At 67.4% G+C, this 22,091-nt stretch carries 14 protein-coding genes; 6 read left to right on the top strand and 8 right to left on the bottom strand.

What is annotated here, in order from left to right; genetic code table 11:
- The first annotated feature begins 18 nt into the window (after positions 1-18).
- The 4 genes from ASF45_RS24955 (at position 19) to ASF45_RS24940 (ending at position 5,539) form a co-directional block, all read left to right on the top strand.
- The gene (locus ASF45_RS24955) at positions 19-1,518 is read left to right on the top strand and encodes a lipopolysaccharide biosynthesis protein (RefSeq protein WP_082551254.1); all 1,500 of its coding nucleotides are present in this window, start codon (positions 19-21) and stop codon (positions 1,516-1,518) included.
- 2 nt (positions 1,519-1,520) lie between these two features.
- Positions 1,521-2,858, top strand: a complete 1,338-nt coding sequence (locus ASF45_RS24950) for a glycosyltransferase family 4 protein (protein ID WP_056669619.1) — start codon at positions 1,521-1,523, stop codon at positions 2,856-2,858.
- Positions 2,855-4,237 (top strand): Coenzyme F420 hydrogenase/dehydrogenase, beta subunit C-terminal domain, encoded by a 1,383-nt coding sequence (locus ASF45_RS24945; protein WP_162244053.1) that lies wholly within the window; start codon positions 2,855-2,857, stop codon positions 4,235-4,237. Before ASF45_RS24950 ends, ASF45_RS24945 begins: the two co-directional genes overlap by 4 nt.
- 63 nt (positions 4,238-4,300) lie before the next feature.
- Complete coding sequence (locus ASF45_RS24940; RefSeq protein ID WP_056669613.1) at positions 4,301-5,539, top strand: polysaccharide pyruvyl transferase family protein; 1,239 nt, start codon at positions 4,301-4,303, stop codon at positions 5,537-5,539.
- Here the strand turns inward: ASF45_RS24940 and ASF45_RS24935 are convergent.
- The 5 genes from ASF45_RS24935 to ASF45_RS24915 form a co-directional block, all read right to left on the bottom strand.
- Positions 5,522-8,104, bottom strand: coding sequence for a hypothetical protein (locus ASF45_RS24935; RefSeq protein ID WP_056669611.1), 2,583 nt, complete (start codon positions 8,102-8,104; stop codon positions 5,522-5,524). The two genes, ASF45_RS24940 and ASF45_RS24935, sit on opposite strands and share 18 nt — an antisense overlap.
- 107 nt (positions 8,105-8,211) lie before the next feature.
- Complete coding sequence (locus tag ASF45_RS24930) at positions 8,212-9,123, bottom strand: hypothetical protein (RefSeq protein WP_156473176.1); 912 nt, start codon at positions 9,121-9,123, stop codon at positions 8,212-8,214.
- A gap of 91 nt (positions 9,124-9,214) precedes the next feature.
- Positions 9,215-10,267: a hypothetical protein gene (locus ASF45_RS24925; protein ID WP_056669608.1), complete on the bottom strand. Its 1,053-nt coding sequence runs from the start codon at positions 10,265-10,267 to the stop codon at positions 9,215-9,217.
- Positions 10,267-11,745 (bottom strand): MBOAT family protein, encoded by a 1,479-nt coding sequence (locus tag ASF45_RS24920; protein ID WP_056669606.1) that lies wholly within the window; start codon positions 11,743-11,745, stop codon positions 10,267-10,269. The genes ASF45_RS24925 and ASF45_RS24920 overlap by 1 nt, the downstream gene beginning before the upstream one ends.
- A gap of 51 nt (positions 11,746-11,796) precedes the next feature.
- Positions 11,797-13,116, bottom strand: coding sequence for a UDP-glucose/GDP-mannose dehydrogenase family protein (locus ASF45_RS24915; RefSeq protein WP_056669604.1), 1,320 nt, complete (start codon positions 13,114-13,116; stop codon positions 11,797-11,799).
- Positions 13,117-13,296: 180 nt separating this feature from the next.
- Here ASF45_RS24915 and ASF45_RS24910 point away from each other — a divergent pair, with 180 nt between their 5' ends.
- Both ASF45_RS24910 and ASF45_RS24905 read left to right on the top strand, forming a co-directional pair.
- A complete protein-coding gene (locus tag ASF45_RS24910) occupies positions 13,297-15,225 on the top strand; it encodes a hypothetical protein (protein ID WP_056669602.1) in 1,929 nt (642 codons plus the stop codon).
- A gap of 79 nt (positions 15,226-15,304) precedes the next feature.
- Complete coding sequence (locus tag ASF45_RS24905; RefSeq protein WP_056669600.1) at positions 15,305-17,362, top strand: Wzz/FepE/Etk N-terminal domain-containing protein; 2,058 nt, start codon at positions 15,305-15,307, stop codon at positions 17,360-17,362.
- Positions 17,363-17,365: 3 nt separating this feature from the next.
- On the opposite strand, the gene ASF45_RS24900 is transcribed toward ASF45_RS24905, so the two are convergent.
- From ASF45_RS24900 to pncA, 3 genes are read right to left on the bottom strand one after another with little or no spacing between them, the layout of a single operon-like run.
- A complete protein-coding gene (locus ASF45_RS24900; protein ID WP_369802165.1) occupies positions 17,366-20,902 on the bottom strand; it encodes a molybdopterin cofactor-binding domain-containing protein in 3,537 nt (1,178 codons plus the stop codon).
- Positions 20,899-21,375, bottom strand: a complete 477-nt coding sequence (locus tag ASF45_RS24895) for a (2Fe-2S)-binding protein (protein ID WP_056669595.1) — start codon at positions 21,373-21,375, stop codon at positions 20,899-20,901. Before ASF45_RS24895 ends, ASF45_RS24900 begins: the two co-directional genes overlap by 4 nt.
- Positions 21,372-22,085: a bifunctional nicotinamidase/pyrazinamidase gene (gene pncA, locus ASF45_RS24890; protein ID WP_056669593.1), complete on the bottom strand. Its 714-nt coding sequence runs from the start codon at positions 22,083-22,085 to the stop codon at positions 21,372-21,374. Before pncA ends, ASF45_RS24895 begins: the two co-directional genes overlap by 4 nt.
- Positions 22,086-22,091 lie beyond the last annotated feature (6 nt).

Here is a 22,091-nt window from a genome sequence, read left to right as displayed (position 1 = left end):
CGTTCCCCTAACTGACCGATGTCTTCTCCTAGAAACCGTTCCCTGTCCGGCGCGCTAATCCAGGGGTCTGTTTGGGCGATTGCGATCCGCTGGGGATCGAAGTTCATGGGCCTGATCAGCCTGGGCATTTGTGCCCGCATTCTTACGCCCGCGGACTACGGACTGGTCAACATGGCAATGGTGGTCGTCGGATTCTCCCAGGTGTTGGTGGAGTTCGGTATGGACTCAGCGTTGATCCGCAGCCGCGATGCCACCACCGGCCACTACGACACGGCTTGGTCTATCAAGGTCCTGCAGACGGTGCTGATCTCCCTGATCATCTTCTCGACGGCACCATTCGCTGCACAGGCATACGACGACAGCCGAGTGATGCCCATCATGTTTGCGGTTGGGGCTGCAGGCCTGGTGGGGGGCATGCAAAACATCTACGTTGTCAACTTCCGCAAGGAGCTTGATTTCCGGCGAGACTTCCTGTTCTCATTTGTGCCCCGGCTGGTTTCATTCGTCGTGAGCATCAGTGCAGTGTTGGCACTGCGCAGTTACTGGGGCCTCGTACTTGGCATCTGCTCAGCAGAGGTCGCTCGCAGCCTGCTCAGTTACCGTCTGATAGCGCAGCGTCCGCGCTGGTCATTGCAGCACTGGCGGGAACTCACCGGCTTCTCGCTCTGGTACTTCTTGGACGGTCTGGCGCAGTACGCCGTCAACCATCTAGACCGGGCTTACATCGGAAAGGCCGGCGGCTCTGAGCAGGTTGGAATTTACGCGGTGGGACGTGAGGTCGCCACATTGCCTAGTACGGAGCTGGTGTTGCCGATCGGACGCGCGCTCATGCCGACGCTGGCCAGCCTCAACAACCAGAGGGATCGGCAGATCGCCGCAATTCAGAAGGCGATCGCCGGCGTCAGCCTGATCGCGGTGCCGCTGGCCGTCGGCTTTGCATTGGTGGCCACCGAGATCGTGCGCATCCTCTTTGGCGACAAATGGATGGACGCCACCCCCATCGTAGCGATCTTCAGTCTGACCGCCATGACATCAGGCTTCCGATACACGGCCCAGCAGACCTTGGTCGTGCTGGGATACGTGCGCGTCAATGCGGCGCTTTCTTGGGCGTATGCCATCACGGTGCTGGCGCTGATTGTTCCGGCCTTTTCCTGGAACGGCGTGTTGGGCGTCGCTTGGCTGTATTGCGCGTGGACGTTTGTCAGCACCGCAGCGTTTGGCTTCTATATGGTCCGGCTCAAGGTGCTGCAGGGCAGCGAAGTGTGGTTCGCGCTGCTGCGTGTTGTTTGCTCGGCCACCATTATGTTCGTCGCCGTGTCAGCAGCCGCGAAGTATGTCGACGCCTCCGCCATCGTGGTTCTTGTGCTCAAGGTGGTGCTGAGCGCCCTTGTGTATGGTGTATCGGTCTATTCCTTGTGGGTGCTGGCCGGTCGACCCGATTCCAGTGAAAGAATCATCTTGGGGCATGCCGCCGCTGCGTGGAAGAAGATCTCTAGATTCGCCAATAGGCTCTCTTGACCATGACGCGCCCTGCTTCTCGCCCGCGAATCCTGTTCATCACACCTTACTTGCCCTCTGTCTCGGGCGGCGGGGCGCAATTGCGAATTCGCGCGTCCCTTGAGGCCCTGGCGGCCACTGGGGAGGTTCATCTATTGTTGTGTAATGCCGCGCAGGACGGGCGTGTGCAGATCGAAGTCGAAGCGCCGTTTCAGCCGCTGGTCTGCAGTGTGACGGCGTTGAGCGCGGTCATGCAGGCCAAGCCGGCGATCTGGGCCAGTCAGTTGCGGCCTTCGGCTTTGCGCAAGCTGCTCTGCCTGGCGTGGGTGACTACTGGCAGGATCAATCGCGCCACGCGGAAGCAGTCCGCGGAACTCGTCGCCGCAGTTCGTGCGAACACGTGTGTCGAGCGCTTCGACCTCGTGTTTGCCATGCAGGCGCACTGGGCCGCCCTGGTGTCGCCGGCACTTGCCCAGTTGCTTCGGCCAGGCGGCGTCAGCATGCTCGATTGGGACGCAGCCGAGGCACCGGCCATGCGTGCGATTGCCGCGCGTTCGCGGTTTGGCAGCCAGCCGCTCCAGTTCCTTTCGGCTTGGGCCAATGTACTGAAACTTCAATTCCACGAACAGGCCTTGCTCCGACGCTGGCAGCACGCGTTGTACGCCTCGCCGATGGACGTTGACTATTTCCGCCGGCGCTCCCCGGGCAGCAAACTCTATTGCTTGGTCAATACCGTGGGCATGCCGGAGCTGCGGCCGGACGCTGCCGGCCGTGCGGGCACAGCGCCTCAGGTGGTGTTCGTCGCCAGCATGAGCTATTGGCCCAACAACCTGGGCATCCTGATGTTTCTGCGCGATATCTGGCCGGCGGTGCGGGCGGCGCAGCCGCACGCGGAACTCAAGGTGGTCGGTCGGGGGCCCTCATCTGAACTGAAAAGCTTCGATGGCCGCGACGGCGTGGCGGTGGTCGGGGAGGTGGCATCGGTGGAGCCCTTCTACCGGGGCGCAGATGTGGCGATCGCGCCCATGCAGTTCAGTGTCGGTTCGGCCATCAAGATACTGGAGGCTTTGGCGTACGGGACACCGCTGGTCGGCTTCGAGTTGTCGACCATCCGGCACGGCCTGTGCGATGGCGTTCATGCGGCTGTGGCTAAGAACAAAGTCGACTTCGAACAAAAGCTGATCGGCTTGCTGCAGGATGCTGACGCGCGCCAACGGTTGGCGCAGGCGGGGCGTGCCTACGTGCAACAGCGTTTCGCCCGAGATAGCGTGGTGCGCGACTTTCGGACTTACTTAGACGGTGCCCTCGCTCGCCCTGAGCCACATGTGCACCCTGCTTCGGCAAAGAATGGATGGCAATGAAGTCAGCTTCCTTGAATTCCGGTGCGACGGATGGCTCCCTGGTCGATGTGGTCCGCGGCGGTTATTGCGTGGGCTGTGGCGCTTGTGCTGCAGTGGCCGATCCGCCGGTCGCCATGAAGTTCGACCGGTTTGCCCGGTACACGCCCGAACGCGTCTCCGCAGCGCGCGGCACCGCGTCCGAGCAGGTATGCCCATTCTTGGCGGGGCCGAACGAGGACGTCCTGGCCGCGCAGCAGTTTGGGGAACTCGGGGGCGGTCACGATGCAAGGCTCGGCTGGTATCAAGGGCTCTATGCAGGCCATGCGCTGGAGCGCAGGCATCGGGACGAGGGCAGCTCCGGCGGCCTGACCAGTTGGCTGCTGGCGGAACTGCTGCATCGCGGACTGGTCACCGGCGTGATCCATGTCCGACCGCTCGAAGAGAACGGCCGGCCGCGCTTTGCCTACACAGTGTCAACGTCGATCGACATGGTGGCGGCGAATGCGAAGACGCGGTACTACCCGGTCGAAATGTCCGAGGTAATGGCCCACGTGCGAGCCACGCCCGGACGCTACGTCTTTGTCGGCGTGCCGTGCTACGTCAAGGCTGTCCGTCGGCTGATGCGGGACGATGCGGTTCTCAAGGAGCGCATCGTCTATGCCTTGAGCCTGTTCTGCGGCCATATGAAGAGCGGAAGATTCGCTGAGAGTCTGGCTTGGCAGATGGGTGCCAAACCAGACGATTGGAAGACGGTTGATTTCCGAAGAAAGCTGTCTGATCGCCCCGCGAGCTCTTATGGCTTCGCGGTACAGCCGCACGATGGCGCCGCCGAGAGTGTGACGCCCATGGGCAAACTGGAAGGCTACGATTGGGGTATGGGCGTCTTTCGACTCTCGGCTTGCGACTACTGCGATGACGTGGTTGGCGAGACTGCAGATGCGAGCTTTGGCGATGCTTGGCTACCAGCTTATGTGAACGACAGCGCGGGCACTAGCCTCGTGATCGTTCGCCATCCCGAGTTGCAGCAGTTGTTCGTCGAAGCGGGGCGCGATGGGCGCATCGCGTTGGATGCCAGCAGCGTGGACGACATGGTCAAGTCGCAGGATGCGAGTTTCCGCCACCGCCGCACCGGGCTCGCCTACCGCCTGTGGTTGAAGGATAAGAAGGGACAATGGCGGCCCACCAAGCGTGTGCAGGCCGACGCAAGCCACGTGGTTCCGATCTACCGCCTGATCTTTCGGTACCGGATGTTCATGAGTTGGAGCAGCCACTTGGTGTTCGCTATTGCCCGGGACATGAAGATGCTGCCGGTCTACACGCTGTATGTGCGTGTGTTGGCGCGCCTGAACAAGAGCTTGGTGGGGCTGAGCCGGTCGCCGCGCTTCTCGCGGCGAGGTTGATGGCCTTCGGGCTGAGAGCGGAGGAATATCGTGAATGCATTGCAAGGTCGATTGAGGCGGGTCATGCGCCGTCTGCAGGCGCAGTTGCGCCAAGCATTGCGGGGCATGTCGGGAGGGGCGACCCGCCGCGATGACGCGCTGGTTGTCATGAGCGCGGCGGCAGGCAGCCTGGGCGACCAAGCCATGCTGCAATCGGTGGCGGACAACCTGCAGCTCATGGGGCTGCGCTATGTGCGGCAGGTGTTGATGCCCAACTGGGGCGAATTTGCCGTCAAAGGGCCGATGCTCCCAAGCCTGCGTTTCAGCGTCGAAGAGGTGGAGGCAAAGTCCGCACGCGTGGTGGCCGCCGTGCGCGATGCCGGGGCGGTGCTCGCCGTTGGCGCCGACATCATTGATGGCTATTACGGCCTGCATCCGGTGCGCTATCAGATCGGCATGCTCCGCATCGCTGCCGAGCAAGGCCGGCCGGCGATCCTGCTCGGCCACAGCATCAGCGAACAACCGCATCCCGAAGCCGTCCAGATGATTGCATCTCTGCCGTCATCGGTTGCGATCTATGTGCGCGATCCCATCAGCCATGCGCGCTTCGAACGATTCATCGGGCGCAGGGCGACACTGGTTGCCGATGTAGCCTTCCTGGTGCAGCCGGACCGCACGTCGACCGATTGCCGCCAGGCTGCGCAATGGATCGCTGCTCGCCGGTCCGCTGGCGATTTGGTGCTGTGTCTCAACGTGAGCGGCTTGAATGCCGAGAAACAGTCGGGCGGTCTTGGCGTGCGCGAGTACTGGAGCGCTTTCGTGCAGGCGTTTCTGGGTCATCACCCCTGCACCAGTTTCCTGTTTCTGTCGCATGACAGTCGCAGCAACAGCTCCGATGCATCGATGCAGCGCGAGGTCATCGCCTCCCTGCCACCTGCGGTGCGCCAGCGCGCCCACGCGGTGGATACCCCTGAGACTGCAGCGATTGCCAAATCCATCTCTGGCATGGCCGACATGGTGTTTGCGGGCCGCATGCACTTGGCGATTGGCGCGTTGTCCCAAGCCGTGCCGACCTTTTGCATCGCTTATGTCGGGAAGTACGAAGGTTTGGCGGAGCATCTGCAAATTGCCGATTTCATTCCGGACGCGCAAGTGCTTGAGCAGCCGGACACCTTGGCCGCCTGGCTGGCAGCCAAGGTACCGGATCTCCCGCAGCGCCGGACTGCCCTGGAGAACCGCCTGCCGGTCGTCAAGGCCATGTCCAGGATGAACTATGCGTCGGTGACCCAGCATCCGGTTGCCACTTCAGGCGCGGCTGGCTAGCGTGAGGTACTTGGGCCGGTCCTTGAAGTTGATGCGCTGGCTTTTGATGATTCGGTCCAACTGGTCCATGGCATCGGTGACGTTGTCTCCGCATGCAAGGTGGTAGGCCACGGCACCGCGGATGTTGGCGGAGTAGCCAGAAGGGCTGTTGGGCGGGCTGAATGCGAGGTCTGGTCTGAAATCCTTGAGTTGAGCAAAGCAGTCGGTGATCACCACGCTTTCCGGGAAGCGGATCGGCGGTCCATTGGGTTTCAGCGCGAGCTGGAACGTCTGGCCCTCGCACTTCACCGCGAAGAAGAGGCGGTAAGGGCTCATCTCCGGAAAGCTCTTGAGCAGATCCATCGGCTTTCCTGCGAAGGAAAAGCGGTCGCCGTCATGCGCGCTCCAGGCGCCATTGGTCTTGTCTTTGGCTGGCGCAATCGTGATGCGTGACGTCGCGGCATCGAAGTTCAGGTTGCAGCGTAAGCTGCCCAGCACGCCATTCATGTTATCGACCAGGTTGCCGGCCTCATCGCGATAGCTGCAAGCCATGGCCACGAGGCAGGCCATGTCGGCTTGGCGAGCAAATCCGTTCCAGAAGCGGCTGAGGTGGCCACGGACGTAGGCCGCATCGGCGGTGCCGAGGATGTCGGCCTGGTGGCACACCGACCAGGACATGTAGGCGATCTGCCAGGGCAAGCCATTGCCTTTGTCCTGCATGAACAGGCCGGCCTCGCGGAAACTCGCGGGCACATGGGACATATAGTCCTTGAAAGCCGCATACGAGGATCCGAGCACATCGTTCAGGTACTGGCGTACGGCGGCGCCATCGGGCGCCACGTCGGGCGCCAGAGCCGCAGCCTGCGCTACGTCGCGCGAACGCCAGGCTGCCATGCGCTGGCCACCGATGCCGTAGAGCAGCACGCCGCTTCCCTTGTAAAGCTTTCCTCCCGCACCGACGCGGATGCCGCGCTCGCCGCCCCATGCTCCTTCCAGTAGCTGCTGCCGCGGAAACGTGGTGCCCCAGACGGTTCCGTTGCCCTGGTTGAGCTCTAGCACATGCGCGAAGGCGTGCTCAGTCAGCAGGTCCAGGTACTGAGGCTCGCCGGTAAAGAGGTAGGGCCAGTAAGTGCAACCGGGCCGGTGCGCCGTGTCCTCTCGCCACAGCGATTCGTTGGGCGTGGGTTTGACCATGCCACTCATGTAAATGTAGCCGCGCCAGGTTGGCTCAGCGTCGCCGAGTCCCTGGTACGTTGCGCGGATGTCTACACATGGCACCGGTTGCAGCGTCGCACGCTTGCGGAAGGTCAGCCGGAATCCCGCGGCGGATAGCCCGTTCACGCGCGCCACCCGTTCGTGGTCTTCGGACTGCTTGAGCAGGTGGCGCACGTTCCATTCAGGCAGCAGACCGATGTCACCGCGTTCGCCTGTGGTACCCATCGCGCGGTTGATGCTTCCCTTGCCCATGGGGTTGTAGTCGATTCGTTCCGCGGCGTTGATGGGAACCTCGGGATCATACGGGGGGACAAGACCGCTGCGCCGCAAGTTGTCACCATCGAGAGTCACGCGAACATGGGCGTCTGCAGAGCTTGTACCGCTGCCCTGCACATAGTCCCAGCGACCGTCCTGCCCGGCGGAAAAGAAAGACGCGTAGTGCGGCAAACGGATGGCGTCACCCGGCGTCTCGGTGGTCGTGTGGCCCTGCAGCTTGCGCAGCACTTGCGCGCCGGCGCGCAGGCTGGCGGAAAACTCTCGGTGCTCTGCCTTGGGTTGCTCCACGTCGGTCCAGGGCTGCGCAACGCGCGCCAGGTAGCGCAAGCCTGCGAACTCGTCATTGGCACCGGTAAGGGCTAGGACGTAATGCCAGCAGTACAGCTGCCCATGGGCTTTGCCAGCACGATTGCGGAACTCTGAGCCAATGCGCCATAGTGTGCCGGCAGGTCCGGCGGCCAGTTGGACGATGTTGGCGCGGCTGTGGATACCGTCGTTTAGCGCTGCTGTCCAAGTGCCTTCCAAAGCGACGAGCCCTTCGAGCACGACCGACAGCTCTGCCGACTGCAGGTCGGTGGTGGTGCGCTTGCCAATCTGGCGTTCGGCGCTGCCGCCCGCCCGCACCTCCAGCTCCAGAGCGGCGCCAGCGGCAACGGAAGCCGGAACCCGGGCGATGGCGCCGCAGAACTTCATCGAGCCGTCGGGCCAGCTTGTGATGCCCCACAGCGTGGCCGGACAGTCCGTGCCATCGGCCAGCGTGAAACGCGGGCGCTCGCCCGCAGGCATGTCGCCCTGCCTGAAAGCTTGGCCGAACATGGGCGTGACGAAGTGCGCGCCCTGCCGTCGCTCGGCGTGCGTGTTGTGCAGCCGTACCACACACAGCCGCTTGCCAGCGGGCTGTGTGGCCTTGGAAGAGCTTGGGGCTGCCACCGCACGCGTGAGCCAGCCGGGCAGCAGCAGCCACGCCAGCAATCTGCGCCGGCCGTGCACCGCCCGTGCCGACGGCGGCCGCTGCGACTTCGCAAGAACCAGCAGGAGACCGACACCGATGGCTGCGGAGCAGGCCAGCGCAAGATCCAGGGAATCCATGAACATCTCACATCTCCACAAAGGGCGAGGTGTCCGCGGACCATACGGACACTCCAGCCGGGGAACACGATGCTTGGTGTGCCGCACCGGGCAGTGGTTCAAGCCCGCTGGTTTCAGCCTGTAGCCAGGCTGCGAAGGAACGCTGCGGTCTCGCGTTCGTAGCGGCGGTTGCGAAAGCGAACCGAGCCGATGAAGTGGAAGAACACTGAATTGGCATCCGTTTGGTGCGCTGACGCGTACTTCGGGAACGGCAGCACGCGCGCATCCGTCTGGTTGGCCACTACGAAGTTGGAGGTCACCTGCTCCGTGCCCCAGTCGCGCCAGCGATCACCGAGCTTGCTGCGCATTCGTTCGGAGAAATCGAGCAGGCAGCCACGCATGTCCGCGCCGGTGCGGAATCCCGTGAAACCGGAGCAGCCTCGCACATAGAGCGTCTCCGGCGGCAGGCCGATGCCGTCGAGCGACGCCTCGGCCAACGCCTGCACATGGCCGCTGGTCCAGGTGCGCGCGGTGGCCGCAAACACTGCCAGCGGATCGATGCGCTGCGCCAGCACCTCGCCGATCACAAAAGGGCGATTGGCCAAGATGCTGTCGCAGACTTCCGGCAGCGGCCCCGTGGCCAGCGTGTCGGCATCGAGTTGCACGGTGAATTGCCGCGTCGCGTACTCCGAGATGGCGAACAGGCGTTCCCAGGTACCCCCGCGCGGAATGGACGGGTGCGTGAATTCCTCGGCGTCGCGCAGTTCCAGGTGTGGGATGTGCGCACGCAGTGTGGCTCGATCAGCCGGCGTGATGCTGGGGTCACAGACCACGACGGCACGCTGCCCCGTGGCCTGACGGTGGAACGACTTGAACGCGACAAGGTACGGGACGACGTCGCGCGTATGGACCATTGACAGCGTTGTCAGCGGCAAGGTGCCGGGCTGCACAGGGGGCGTGCGCAAGACGCCCTTGGCCTGCTGCATGTAGAGCGCTTTGTAGTAGGTTCTCGCGCAGCGCTCGCGAAGGGCTTTGAGTGTCGGCATGCGGATCTTTGTTTGATGTGTGCTTGGCGCAGTGTTCAGGGCATCGGCTTGCACGCCAAACCCGGATCGTAACGGCTCGCCGGGGCAGCCATCAGCGCGCCAGAGACTGCGCAGCGGCTGCCATGGCCAGGTGCAGTCCCATGGGGTTCAGGTGGCCATCGTATGGGCCGACCGCGAGCGAGCGCTGCGACCTGGCTGCATGCGCCGCATAGAGCGGCTCGAGGTCATGCACGGTCGCACCCTGTTCGCGCAAGCGCAGGATCAGGTGCGCGCGCTCCAGCTCCGCCAGTGTCCGGGGCGCAGCCTGGCTGGTGCGGCGACCGTCGACGAGAAAGACGAGCTGTCGGATCTGCGCGCGCGGAACGGTGGCGAAGAACTGCTGGACGACGGCATCGACCATGGCTTGCGCGCGTGCCAGCTGCTCCGGGTCGGGCGCGGTTGGTGCGACCTTGCCGGCCCCGGCGCCGGCCTCTTCCGGCGGCTTGCGTGTGAACATGGCCTTGACCACCGTTGCGGGCTTGAAGCGCAGCTGGCTCATGAGGTACTGCGCAAGCGCCGAATGCCGGGCCAGGTCGGTCCAGGCCGAAGCACGCGGGTGCCGCGCCGTACGGGGTTCCAGCGTCTCCGGGTCGAGGCACCGGCTCACGATGTTGCCGCTGCCGCACAGCGCCTGCCGGGCGTCCGCACCCTCCATGAGCACGACGAAATCACGGATCTGGAAGCGTTCGTTGGCGAAACGGATGCGCTGCGCGTAGTCGAGCATTGCGGTTCCGGGTGTCCCCATGGCGTAGACCTTGCGCTGCCCCGGGAGCAGCGCTTCCAGCTGAGCGGCCGGGCGATCGCGCGGCGCCAGCATGGAGGCCTCGACATAGCTGTCCCCGATCAGTGCGACAGCCTCGGGGGCGGCGGTGAATTCGTGCTCCGCCGCAAAGCCCCAGTTGTTGGCCCGCAGCGTGTGCGGGTTGCGCAGATCCCAGCCCGTGGCCATGGTCCACGTGTGGTGGGCCGGATAGGCCAGGATGTCGGGGTCTTGGTAGTAGCCCGTCATCGTGCCCGTGGACACGGGCAGCCCGCGCAGCACGATTTCCGCACAGACTGCGGTGGCGACAATGCCACCGAGGAACAGGAGCGGTGCGCGGCCCATCAGAAATTGAAGTAGATGAATGCGCTGGACGAACTGCGCGTGGTGTTCACGACGACGAGGGCCACGGCGCTGGCCAGCGCGGCACCGGCCAAAGGTGCGCGCCAGGCTGGCCGTGCCTGCATGGCGGCGAGCAACCGTTCCCCGATCTGGTTGCTGTTGCGCAGGGCGACGGCCACCACGGCGAGTACCAGGCACCAACCCATGGCCACCCGCGGTTGGAGACCTGCGTTCCACCACAGCAGGCCTCTGTCCGTGCTCTGCGGAACCCATCCCGCCATGGACTGCAGCATGCGCGACGCGCCATGCATCGTCTCGGCCCGGAACAGCACCCAGGCTGCCACGACCGACAGGAAAGTGAGCGACCAGGCCAACAGCCGGAACGCTGCGCTCGCGTCCAGTGCGGCGCGCCAGCCGAGCTTCTCCGTCAGCGCGCGGAACGCGTGGTTGACCATGAGGTAGACGCCGTGCATGGCTCCCCACAGCACAAAGGACCAGCTGGCCCCATGCCAGAGGCCGCCCAGCACCATGGTGGCGCCCAGGTTCAGGTAGCGCCGCATGCGGCCCTTGCGGTTGCCACCGAGCGGGACGTAAAGGTAGTCGCGCAGGAAGGTGGACAGCGAAATGTGCCAGCGGCGCCAGAAGTCGCTGATGTTCAGTGCCTTGTAGGGCGAGTCGAAGTTGAAGGGCAGTCGGATGTTGAACATCCAGGACAGGCCGATGGCCATGTCGGAGTAACCCGAGAAGTCGAAGTACAGCTGGAACGTGTACGCGAGTGCGCCGATCCAGGCTTCGGCCATGTCCGGGTGCGCACCGGCGTCAACCGGCACGAACACAGCGTCGGCATAGGGCGCGATGCCATCCGCCAACACGATCTTCTTGAACAGGCCGATGCAGAAGATCGCCAGGCCGGCGGTGAAATGGGCGGCATTGAAGCGATAGACGGCGGGATTGGCGAACTGCGGCATCATCTGCGCGTGGTGCAGCACCGGGCCCGCGATCAGGTGGGGAAAGAAGGTGACGAACAGGCCGTAGTGCACAGGCCGCGCCTCCCGCACCTTGCCCTGCCATGTGTCCACGAGGTAGGCGATCTGGGTGAACGAGTAGAACGAGATGCCGATCGGCAGGATGATGCGCGCGACGCTGAATTGCGCACCCAGCAGCGCCTCGAGGTTGTCGATGAAGAAGTTGGCGTACTTGAAGTACGCCAGGGTGGCCAGGTTCAGAACAATGCCCACCGTCAGCCAGGTGCGGCGCGCAGGCCCCTGGCGGGCTGCGATCCGTTGGCCGATGAAGAAATTGACGCCGATCGAGCCCAGCAGCAGCAGCGTGAACTCCGGCATCCAGTAACCGTAGAAGAACACGGACGCGGCGAACAGCCACAGTGCCGAGAGCGCCGGTTCGCGCCTGCCAAGCGCAAAAAAGCCGATCAGAACGATCGGCAGATAGAGGAAGCTGAACGTCGCGGTGGTGAACAGCATGGCAAGCCGGGCAGCACGCGGGGTACTGCCTACTGGCTGTGGTGATGTCGTTCAGCGGCCGATCGGCAGATAGGTGAGCCCGGCTGCGCGCACGAACTTGGGGTCGTACAGGTTGCGCCCGTCGAAGATCACCGGAGCCGAGAGCTTGGCCTTGATGACGTCGAAGTCCGGGCTGCGGAATTCCTTCCACTCCGTCACGATGACCAGCGCATCGGCACCCTCCAGGCAGGCCGTGGGGCTGTCGCCGTAGCGCAGGCCTTCGGTGGCGCCGAAGATGCGCTGGGCCTCGTGCACGGCCACCGGGTCGTAGGCCGTCACGGTGGCGCCGGCGGCCAGCAGGTCGGCGATCAGCGTGCGGCTGGGGGCGTCACGCATGTCGTCGGTGTTGGGCTTGAACGCCAGGCCCCACAGCGCGAAGTGCTTGCCTTTCAGGTCACCGAAATGGGCCTTGATCTTGCCGGTCAGCACGTGCTTCTGCAGGTCGTTGGCCTCCTCCACGGCGCTGAGCACCTTGAGGTCGATGCCCGCCTTGTCCGCGGCGGTCTTGATGAGCGCCTTGACGTCCTTGGGGAAGCAGGAGCCGCCATAGCCGCAGCCCGGGTACAGGAAGTGGTAACCGATGCGCGGGTCCGAGCCGATGCCCTGGCGCACCATCTCGATGTCGGCGCCCAGCTTCTCGGCCAGGTTCGCCAGCTCGTTCATGAAGCTGATGCGCGTGGCCAGCATGGCGTTGGCGGCGTACTTGGTCAGTTCCGCGCTCTTCACATCGGTGACGATCAGGCGCTCGTGGTTGCGCTGGAACGGCGCGTACAAGGCCTTCATGAGCAGGATGGCCTGCTCGTCCTCGGCGCCGACGACGATGCGGTCCGGGCGCATGAAGTCCTCGACGGCCGCGCCTTCCTTGAGGAACTCGGGGTTCGACACCACGCTGAAAGGCACTTCGGTGCCGCGCTTCTTGAGCTCTTCCGCCACGGTGGCGCGCACCAGATCGGCCGTGCCCACGGGCACCGTGCTCTTGTCGACGACGACCTTGTAGTCCGTCATCAGGCGACCGATGTTGCGCGCCGCAGCCAGCACGTACTTCATGTCGGCCGAGCCGTCCTCGTCCGGCGGCGTGCCGACGGCGATGAACTGGATGGTGCCGTGGTCCACCGCCTTCTCGATGCTGGTGGTGAAGTGCAGGCGTCCGGCCGCGACGTTGCGGCGCACCATTTCCTGCAGGCCCGGTTCGTAGATCGGGATGCCGCCTTCTTCCAGGATGCGGATCTTTTCCGGGTCCACGTCCAGGCAGAGCACGTCGTTGCCGACTTCGGCCAGGCAGGTTCCACTCACGAGGCCGACATAGCCAGTTCCAACGACGGTGATTTTCATGGTGTGCAGAGATTGGGCGAGGACAATGCCGCCCCCATGGCGGCAAAGTCGCGATCTTAACGAGCAGATGCGGCGATGTTGCGGCGCAGCAACCACTCTTTCCCTTCCGGGCCCAATTTGTCGGCAAAGTTTGATGCAGTTTCCGCTGCGCCCGCGACCCGGCGCGGCGATCTGCGCTGGATGGCCCGGCGCGGGGCGAATGCCCTGGCGGCGTTGGTGTGCGGTGCGCTGGCCCTGTGGCTGGCCAGCCGGCACCCGCTGGCGCCGGTCCTGGCGTGCGCCTTGTGCCTGCTCTGGCTGGGCGTGGCCTGGCGCTGGCCGCGGCTGTGGCTCATCGTCGTGCCGGCGGGCATGCCGTGGCTGAGCCTGGCGCCCTGGACGGGCTGGATCGCCGCGGACGAGACCGACCTGCTGGTTCTGGTGGCGCTGGCGGCTGGCCACGCACGCCTGGCCATGCAGGGCCCGCCGGCGTCGGCGCCGCCGGCCCGCTGGCCCTGGCGCGACGCGCTGCTGCTTGCGCTCGGCCTGTCGCTGCTGGCCGGGATGTGGTTGGCCTGGGCCGATCTGCAGCGGCTGCCGCCGCATCCGTCCGGCCCCTACACCTCTTTCGAAAACAGTCTGCGCGTCGGCAAATCGCTGGCCTATGCCTTGCTGGCCGTGCCCTTGCTGCGCGCTGCCTTGCAGCACTCGGCCGTGTCGGCGCAGCGCGGGCTGGCGGCCGGCCTGGTGGCCGGGCTGGCCGTGTTCGCACTGGGGGTGCTCTGGGAGCGGGAGGCGCTGCCGGGCCTGCTCAACTTCGCCTCGGACTACCGGACAGCGGGGCTGTTCTGGGAGATGCACGTCGGCGGCGCCGCCATCGATGGCTACCTGGCGCTGGCGGTGCCGTTCGCGGTCTGGGCCGTGGTGTCGGCACGGCGCCCCCTGGCATGGGGCGCGGCCGCGCTGCTGGCGCTCGTGCTGGCCTACGTCTGCCTGACCACCTTCGCACGTGGCGTCTACGGCGCGGTGGCTGGCAGCCTGGTTGTGGTGGGGCTGCTGTTGCATCGGCAGCCGCGCGGCGCCCCGGCCGATGCAGGGCCGCCGTGGCGCCGACGCGCCAACGCCGTGCTGCGGGTGCTGCTGGTGGCCCAGGTGGTGCTGATGGCACTGGCCAGCAGTTTCCTGTTCGACCGGCTGGGCGACACCAAGGAGGATTTCGGCAGCCGTCTGTCGCACTGGATGCGGGGGGTGTCGGTCCTGCAGACGCCGTCCGCATGGCTCGCCGGCATCGGCCTGGGCCGCCTGCCCGAGCACTATGCCGACATCGACCGTGCCGGTGAATTCCCGGGCGCCGCCGTGGCGCTGGCCGATCCAGAGCGGCCCGGCGGACAGTTCCTGCGTCTGTACGGCCCGCCGACACGTCCGCAACTGGCGGGCCGGTATGCGCTCACGCAGCAGGTCGCGCTGGTGCCTGGCGCGCGCTACCGCGTCGGTCTGGACGTGCGCATGGCGCAGCCGACGCGGCTGCGCATCCTGGTGTGCGAGCGGCACCTGATCTACGAGGGCGATTGCCAGATCCGCCATCTGACCGTGCGCCGCGGGAGCGACGGCGCCTGGCAGCATGTGGAACTGGACTTGGCCGGACCGTCGCTCGCGGCCGGTGCGGCATGGGCGCCGCGGCGCGTGAGCCTGGAGCTGGCCGTGACACGGCCCGGCGGTGCGGTCGATCTGGACAACCTGTCCCTCACGGCCGGTGGGCAGCCGGTCGCGCTGCGCAATGCCGGCTTCGAACAGGGGCTGGCGCAGTGGTTTCCGGTGGTCGACAGCTACTTTCTGCCGTGGCACATCGACAACCTGTACCTGGAGTGGTTGATCGAACGGGGCGTCCTGGCCTTGCTGGTGTTCGCTGCCCTCGTGGCCTGGGCACTGTGGCGGGTGTCATTCGGCGCGGCGCGTGGGCAGCCGCTGGCGCCCTACCTGGCAGCGGGGCTGGCTGGTGCCTGCGCGCTGGGCTTGGTGAGCAGCATCATGGACATGCCGCGGGTGGCGTTCCTGTTCCTGCTGCTGTTGTTCTTCTCCCTGCATCTGCCGCGCACGGCGGCTGTGGCCAGCCCGCCTGCCCACGTATAGTGGCGGCCCACCCCGCTGGCCGCGCACGACCCTGGTTGGCGGCGACGGGTGCGCAGTTGCCCAGTCCGTGAGGTATTTTGTGCCCCTTGACGACGACACCGCCCGCCGCCTGCACGCGCCCCCTTTCCAGGCCTATGCGGCCGGCGCACCGCTGATCGATGCGATGCCCGTGCGCCGCAGTGCGGCCATGCGCCGGCGCGTGCTGGTGTTCTTCAGCGTGTTCCTGCTGTCGGCCATCGCCGGCCTGGCCTACACCTACATGCGGCCGGCGGTCTACCTGGCCAATGCGCGTGTGCAGCTGACGCCATCGGCGCTGGGCGCGTCGATCGCGGCCTCGGCGCCGCGCGATGCGTCGCAGGATTTCCTGACCGAACTGCAGAACCTGGGCAGCCGCCCGGTCCTCGAGAAGGTGGCCCAGCGCCTGGCCGGGGGGCAGCTGCAGGGCGCGGCCCTGGACGAGCGCGTGCAGCAGCTGCAGGACATGTTGAGCCTGCGGGCCGTGGACGGCACGAATATCGTGCGCATCGAGGCGCGCGGTCCGGACCGGCAGGGCGTGGCGCGCCTGGTCAACACCCTGGTGGAGGTCTACCGCGACGAGCAAGCCGCCCAGGGCGACAACGCGGTGCAGCAGCAACTGGCGCAAGCCCGCGAGACAGCGCGCGAGATGGACGAGCGGGTGCGGGCGCGCCAGCGCGAGGTGGAGGCGTTCCGTGTCAATTCGGCCATCGTGTCGGCCGAACGCAGCGAGAACCAGACGCTGGCACGGCTCAAGGGCCTGGGCGATGCCGTCGCCAAGAACGACGAGCGCGCCGCAGCCGCAGAAGGCCGTGTGCGTGCACTGGAAGAAGCGGTGGCCCAGGGGCGGCGCGCGCCCTCGGCCAAGGACAATCCCACCGTCGCCAGCATCGAGGCGCGGCTGTCCCAGCTGCGCGAGGACTACAAGGCGATCGAGCGCCAGTTCACGCCGCAGTACCTGGACATGGACCCGAGCGCCCGGGCGGCCCGCAACCGCATTGCCGACCTGCAGCAGCAGCTCGACAGCGAGCGGCGCAAGGGCGTGCAGAACGCGTTGACCGAGGCGCGCGAGGAACTGGCCGGTGCCAAGGCCACGGCGCAGCGCCTGCAGCAGCAGTTCGGCGAAGACCGGCTGAAAGCGCAGAACTTCACGCGCCGCTTTGCCGAGTTCGAGGCCATGAAGGAAGACCTCAAAGGTCTGGAGCAGGTGCGCCAGGGCGCGCGCCAGCGCCTGCTGGCACTGGAGGCCACGGCCCGCGAGCGCAAGCCACGCCTGCTGGTCGTGGAGCCGGCCGCGGTGCCTGAGACGGCCTGGCGCCCGCTGTACACGCGCGACGCCGCGATCGCGGTAGGCGCCTCGCTGCTGTTGGGCTTCCTGGCCGTGTGGTTCGTCGAGTTCTTCAACCGCACCGAGCCCGTGGCGCCAGGGCCGTCCACGGTCATCGTGCCGCAGCCCTGGATGCAGCCCCATCCGATCGGGCCCGTGCTCGGCGCAGCGCCGCAGATGGCGGCCGTGGCGCACCAGCAGAGCGCGCCGCCCAGTGCCATGGCTACCCCGCTGCTGGCGCAGGCCTTGCCGCGCGAACTGGAGCAGCACGAGGTCGGACAGTTGCTGGCGGCGACGGCGCCCGAGCACCTGCCTTTGCTGGCGTGCCTGCTCTGCGGGCTGTCGGCCGAGGAGGCCGGGGCCTTGCGCGTGGGCGACCTGGATGGCGCCGCGGGCCGTTTGACGGTGCCAGGCGAGGCGCCTCGGGTGCTGGCGCTGTCGGCGCCGCTGCTGACTTTGCTGGTCGCCAGTGCCGGCTCCGGGGCGTCACCGCAGCAGCCCTTGCTGTCCGTGTCCGGCCAGGCGCTCGCGGTGGCGGATGTCGCCAGCGTCGTGACGTCCAGCGCTTTCGACGCGGGCCTGGAGCAGCCCCAGTCGGTGACGCCCGAAAGCCTGCGCCACACCTACGTGGCCTTCCTCGTGCGCCAGGGCCTGCGGTTCGGTGATCTGGGGCGCCTGGTCGGCAGGCTGTCGTCCGAGCAGCTCAACGCCCTGGGGCCGCTGGCGCCGCCCGGTGAGCGCAGGCCGCTCGCCGAGATCGAAGCGCTGATGCCGGCCGTGGCGGCGCTGCGCTGAAGTTCAGCGTCCAGCGCGCAGAGCGGCCGTCCGACCGGCCAAGTCCTGCCAGGCCGGCTTGTCCGGCGCATGGCGCTGCCGCAGATACCCCGCCAGCGTGGCGATCTGCTCATCGGAGAGGTTGTCGGCAAACCCCGGCATGAAGCCGACCTGCGGCCCCGCCGCCTCGCGCACGCCTTCCAGGATCACGCGCAACAGGTTGTCGGGCCGGTCGCTGTGCAGCTTGGTCGACAGCGCCAGCGGCAGGTTCAGGCCCAGCAGCTTGGGGCCGTCGCCGTCGTGGTGGCAGGCGCCGCAGGCGTTCTCGAACAGGCGTTGCGCCGGGCCGGGCAGTGCGTCCGTGCGTGTGGCCACGGGGCGCGCCGGCGTGGCCGGCAGCTGGAACGAGGCCAGGTAGAGCGCCATCGCGCGGATGTCGGCATCGGGCAGCGCGGCAAGCTCTTGCACCACAGGCGCCATCGGTCCGGCGGCTGCGCCGTGCTCGGGGCTGTGGCCGTGGCGCAGGTAGGCGTAGAAGCTGTCCGCGCTCCAGGGCACGGGCGCCTTGGACAGGCCGGTCAGCGCCGGCGCTTCCCAGCCATCGATCAGCGCGCCGGACAGGAAGGCCTTGCCGCTGCGCTCCGCCCCCAGCGCATCGCGCGGCGTGTGGCAGGCGCCGCAATGGCCCACGCCGTTGACGAGGTAGGCGCCGCGGTTCCATTCCGGCGTCTGGAGGGGGTCGGGCTTCCAGGCGCCTGCCTCCAGGTTCAACGCATTCCAGCCGGCCAGCAACGGGCGCAGGCCGAACGGGAAGGGCAGCTGCGTGGCGGGCGGCTGGTGCGCGATGGCCGGCTGCGCCATCAGGTAGGCGTAGAGCGCCGTCAAGTCCTCGTCCGTCATCTTCGTGAAGGCCGTGTACGGGAAGGCCGGGTACAGGTGGCGGCCGTCGCGCGAGATGCCTTCGCGCATGGCGCGCTGGAAGGCGGCCAGCGACCAGGCGCCAATGCCGCTGGCCGGGTCGGGCGTGAGGTTGGTGGTGTAGACCGTGCCGAACGGCGTGTCCATGCCGCGCCCGCCCGTGTTGGGCTGGCCGCCCGGCGCGGTATGGCAGACCACGCAATCACCGGCCGCCGCGAGCAGGCGCCCGCGCTCGATGGTGGCGGCACTGTAGGTGTCCAGGGCAGGGCGCGCCACGGGCGCGATGGCGCTGCGCCAGCCGGCCACCCCGGCCACGGTGGCGATGCCGCCGACCACCAGGGCCAGCGCCATGGCCCACAGCGGCTTGCGGCGCGGCAAGCGGGCGTCGGGCGGCAGGCCGGCCGCCGGGGCGGGCATCGCCGCCTCGGCGTGGGGCGTGGGTGCGGGCGGTGGCGGCGGCAGCTGGCCCTGGTGCAGCGCCGCGCGCACGACCTCGGGCGTGAACGGCGGTGCGCGCAGGCGCACGCCGGTCGCGTCGAAGATGGCGTTGGCGATTGCCGCCGTGCCAGGCACCGAGGCCGATTCGCCCGCACCCAGCGGCGCCTCGCCAGGGCGCGGCATCAGCATGACCTCGACGACAGGCACCTCGCGGAAGGACAGCAGGGGGTAGCTGCCCCATTCGCGGTTCAACGTCACGCCGGTGCCGGGCTCGACCTGCACGTGCTCCTTGAGCGCGCGGCTTGTGGTCTGCAGCACGTTGCCGTGCACCTGGTGTTGCACGCCAGCCGGGTTGACCATGAGACCCGCGTCGTGCCCCACGACGACACGGCGCACGTGCACCTCGCCTGTGCGCCGGTTGACCTCCACGTCGGCCACCCAGGCGGCCCAGGCGGCCCCGAAGCCGGGGAACTTGCTGTGGATGTAGCGCGCGTACGCGAACCCCTGGCCCTTGAGGATCTCTCCCTCGGTGGCTTGCGATTGCGGCGCAGTGTGCCGCTTCCAGCCGGCCTTGGCGGCCGTGGCGCGCACGAGATCGGCCGCGCGCGCATCGGGCAGGTGGCGCAGCCGGTAGTCCACCGGGTCGACGCCGGCGGCCGTGGCCAGCTCGTCGATGTAGGACTCGTGCGCGAAGGAGTTGGGCAGGGCCGACACGCCACGCAGCCAGGAGGCCCGCAGCATCGGTGCCATGTCGTTGGCGGCCACGCGCAGGTGGGCGTAGGCATAGGGCGGCACGGCGGTGCGGTCGCCCATCTCGAAGGCCTTGGCCACGGGCTCGACGGTGCGCGTGAGCAGCAGCGCCAGCGTGGGCGCGCCATTGCTCGGGTAGGAGGTCTCGAAGTCGTAAGCGGCCGGCGTGCCGTCGGCGTTGAGGCCGCCGTCGACCTGCATGAGCTGGGCCGCGCCCTTGGGCTCCCAGGCGCTTTCCTGCGCGCGCGTGAGCTGCACGCGCACGGGCCGGCCGACGGCGCGCGAGAGCAGCAGCGCATCGGCCGCTACGTCATCGGCGCCGTTGCGGCCGTAGCAGCCCGCCGCCTCCATGCGGACCAGGTCGATGCGCGCGTCGGCCACGCCAGCCAGCAGGGCCAGGTCGGCGCGCAGCACATGCGGGTTCTGCGTGCCGGCCCAGACCGTGGCCACCGTCTGGGTCGCCTCGCCGTGCCAGTGCGCGAGCGCGCAGGACGGGCCGATGGACGCGTGCAGCTGGTACGGCCAGACGTAGGTGCGCGGCATGTGGGCGGCCGCACCCGCGATGGCCTGGTCCACCTTGCCCTGCTCCAGCAGCAGCCGGCGCGTGGACGGGTTGGCGCGCAGGGCCTGCTCGGTCTGGTCCACGCCGGCCATGCCGGGCCAGGGCTTCCAGCGCACGGCGAGAGCGGCCATGGCGGCCTCGGCCATCTCCTCGCGTTCGGCGACGACACCGACAAAGTCGCGTTGCACCACGACCGCGACCACGCCAGGGATGTGGGCGACGGAGCTTTCGTCCACGCCGTCCAGCGTGTTGCCGACGAATTCGCCCGCGTCGAGGCCGGCGTAGGGCGGGCGCACGACGCGGCCGTGCAGCATGCCGGGCACGCGCATGTCGTGCACGAAGACCAGCTCGCCATGCACCTTGGCCGGGATGTCCACGCGCGGCACGGACTGGCCGACCAGGCGGTAGTCTTGCACCGGCTTGGTGGGCGTTTGGGTGTCGAGCCGCAGTTCGACATGCCGGCCCGCGAGCGCTGCGGCGCCGCCATTCGCCTGTAGCCAGACCCGGGCCTGGGCCGCGGCCAGGCGCAGCGGCTGCGCATGGATCTGGATCGAGGCGCTGGCGATGGTGGCACCCTGGTTCGGCGCGCTGGCCGTGCTGCCCATCTGCATGCGCACCTGCGCGGGCGCCACGTCCAGTTCCTCGGCCACGATCTGCGTGAGGGCCGTGCGCAGGCCGGTGCCCAGGTCGACGTGGCCGGCGAAGCCAGTGGCGCTGCCGTCATCCCAGCAGGCCAGCAGCAGCTCGGGACCTTCGGCCGGGTTGCCGGCCACGGCAGGCGGCTGGCCCGGGGACGGGGCGGGCGGCGGTGGCACCTCGCGCAGCACCAGCAGCACGCCGTCGGCACTGCGCAACGCCGCGCGCGATGCCGGAACACCTTCCGCACGCATCAGAGGCCGGCCTCCGCCTGGAGGCTGGCCGCGCGCTGCACGGCGTCCAGGATTTCCAGGTGCGTGCCGCAACGGCACAGGTTGTGCGAGAGCTCGGCGCGCACCTGCGCAGCGGTCGGGTGCGGCAGGCGCCGCAACAGCGCCACGGTGGCCATGACCATGCCGTTCAGGCAGTAGCCGCACTGCGCGGCCTGCGCGTCGATGAAGGCCTGTTGCACCGGGTGCGGCGCTTCGCGCGTGCCCAGCCCTTCCAGCGTGGTGATGCTGCGCCCGGCCGCGCCGTGCGCGGGTACCACGCAGCTGCGCGTGGCCACGCCGTCGACCAGCACCGTGCAACTGCCGCATTGGCCCAGGCCACAGCCGTACTTGGGGCCGTTCAGGCCGCAGTCGTTGCGCAGCAGGTGCAGCAGCGAGGTGGCGCGCGGCACGTCGAAGTGCCGTTCGCTGCCGTTGACATGCAGGCTATAGGCCGTCACACGCCTTCCACGTCGCCGGACTGGATGCGCTTGACGCCCTTGGCCGCCATCTGCTTCCAGGCCGCGGCCAGCGAGCCGTTGAGGTCGATGGCGCGCGTGGCGTCCTCGATCACATAGGCCTCGAAGCCGGCGGCACGCGCGTCCAGCGCGGTCCAGGCCACGCAGAAGTCGGTCGCCAGGCCGGTGATGTAGACGGTCTTGATGCCGCGCGCCTTCAGGTAGCCGGCCAGGCCCGTCACGGTTTTGCGGTCGGCCTCCTGGAACGCGGAGTAGCTGTCCACGCCCTTGTTGAAGCCCTTGCGGATGATCAGCTGCGTGGTGGGCAGCTGGAGGTCCTTGTGCAGCGCCGCGTCTTCCGTGCCCTGCACGCAGTGGTCGGGCCACAGCACCTGGTCGCCGTAGTTCAGCTTGATGCTGTCGAAGGGCTTCTTGCCGCCGTGCGCGCTGGCGAAGGAGGCGTGGCCCTGGGTGTGCCAGTCCTGCGTGACGACGATGTTCTGGAACGCCAGCGAGAGCTTGTTGATGACGGGCACGACCTCGGCTCCGCCCTTGACCGGCAGCGTCCCGCCGTCGATGAAGCAGTTCTGCACGTCGACGACGATCAGCGCGGCACTGGCGCCCGGCTTCAGCTTTGCGGCGGCGAACAGCGGCGGGGCCAGGGCGACGAGACCCAGCGCGGCGGCGGAGTGGAGGACGGTTCTGCGTTGCATGGAAAG

This window comes from Pseudorhodoferax sp. Leaf265 (assembly GCF_001422365.1).
Lineage (GTDB): Bacteria > Pseudomonadota > Gammaproteobacteria > Burkholderiales > Burkholderiaceae_C > Pseudorhodoferax.
Note: the sequence above shows the minus strand (reverse complement) of the source record. Positions and strands in the feature narration are given on the sequence as shown.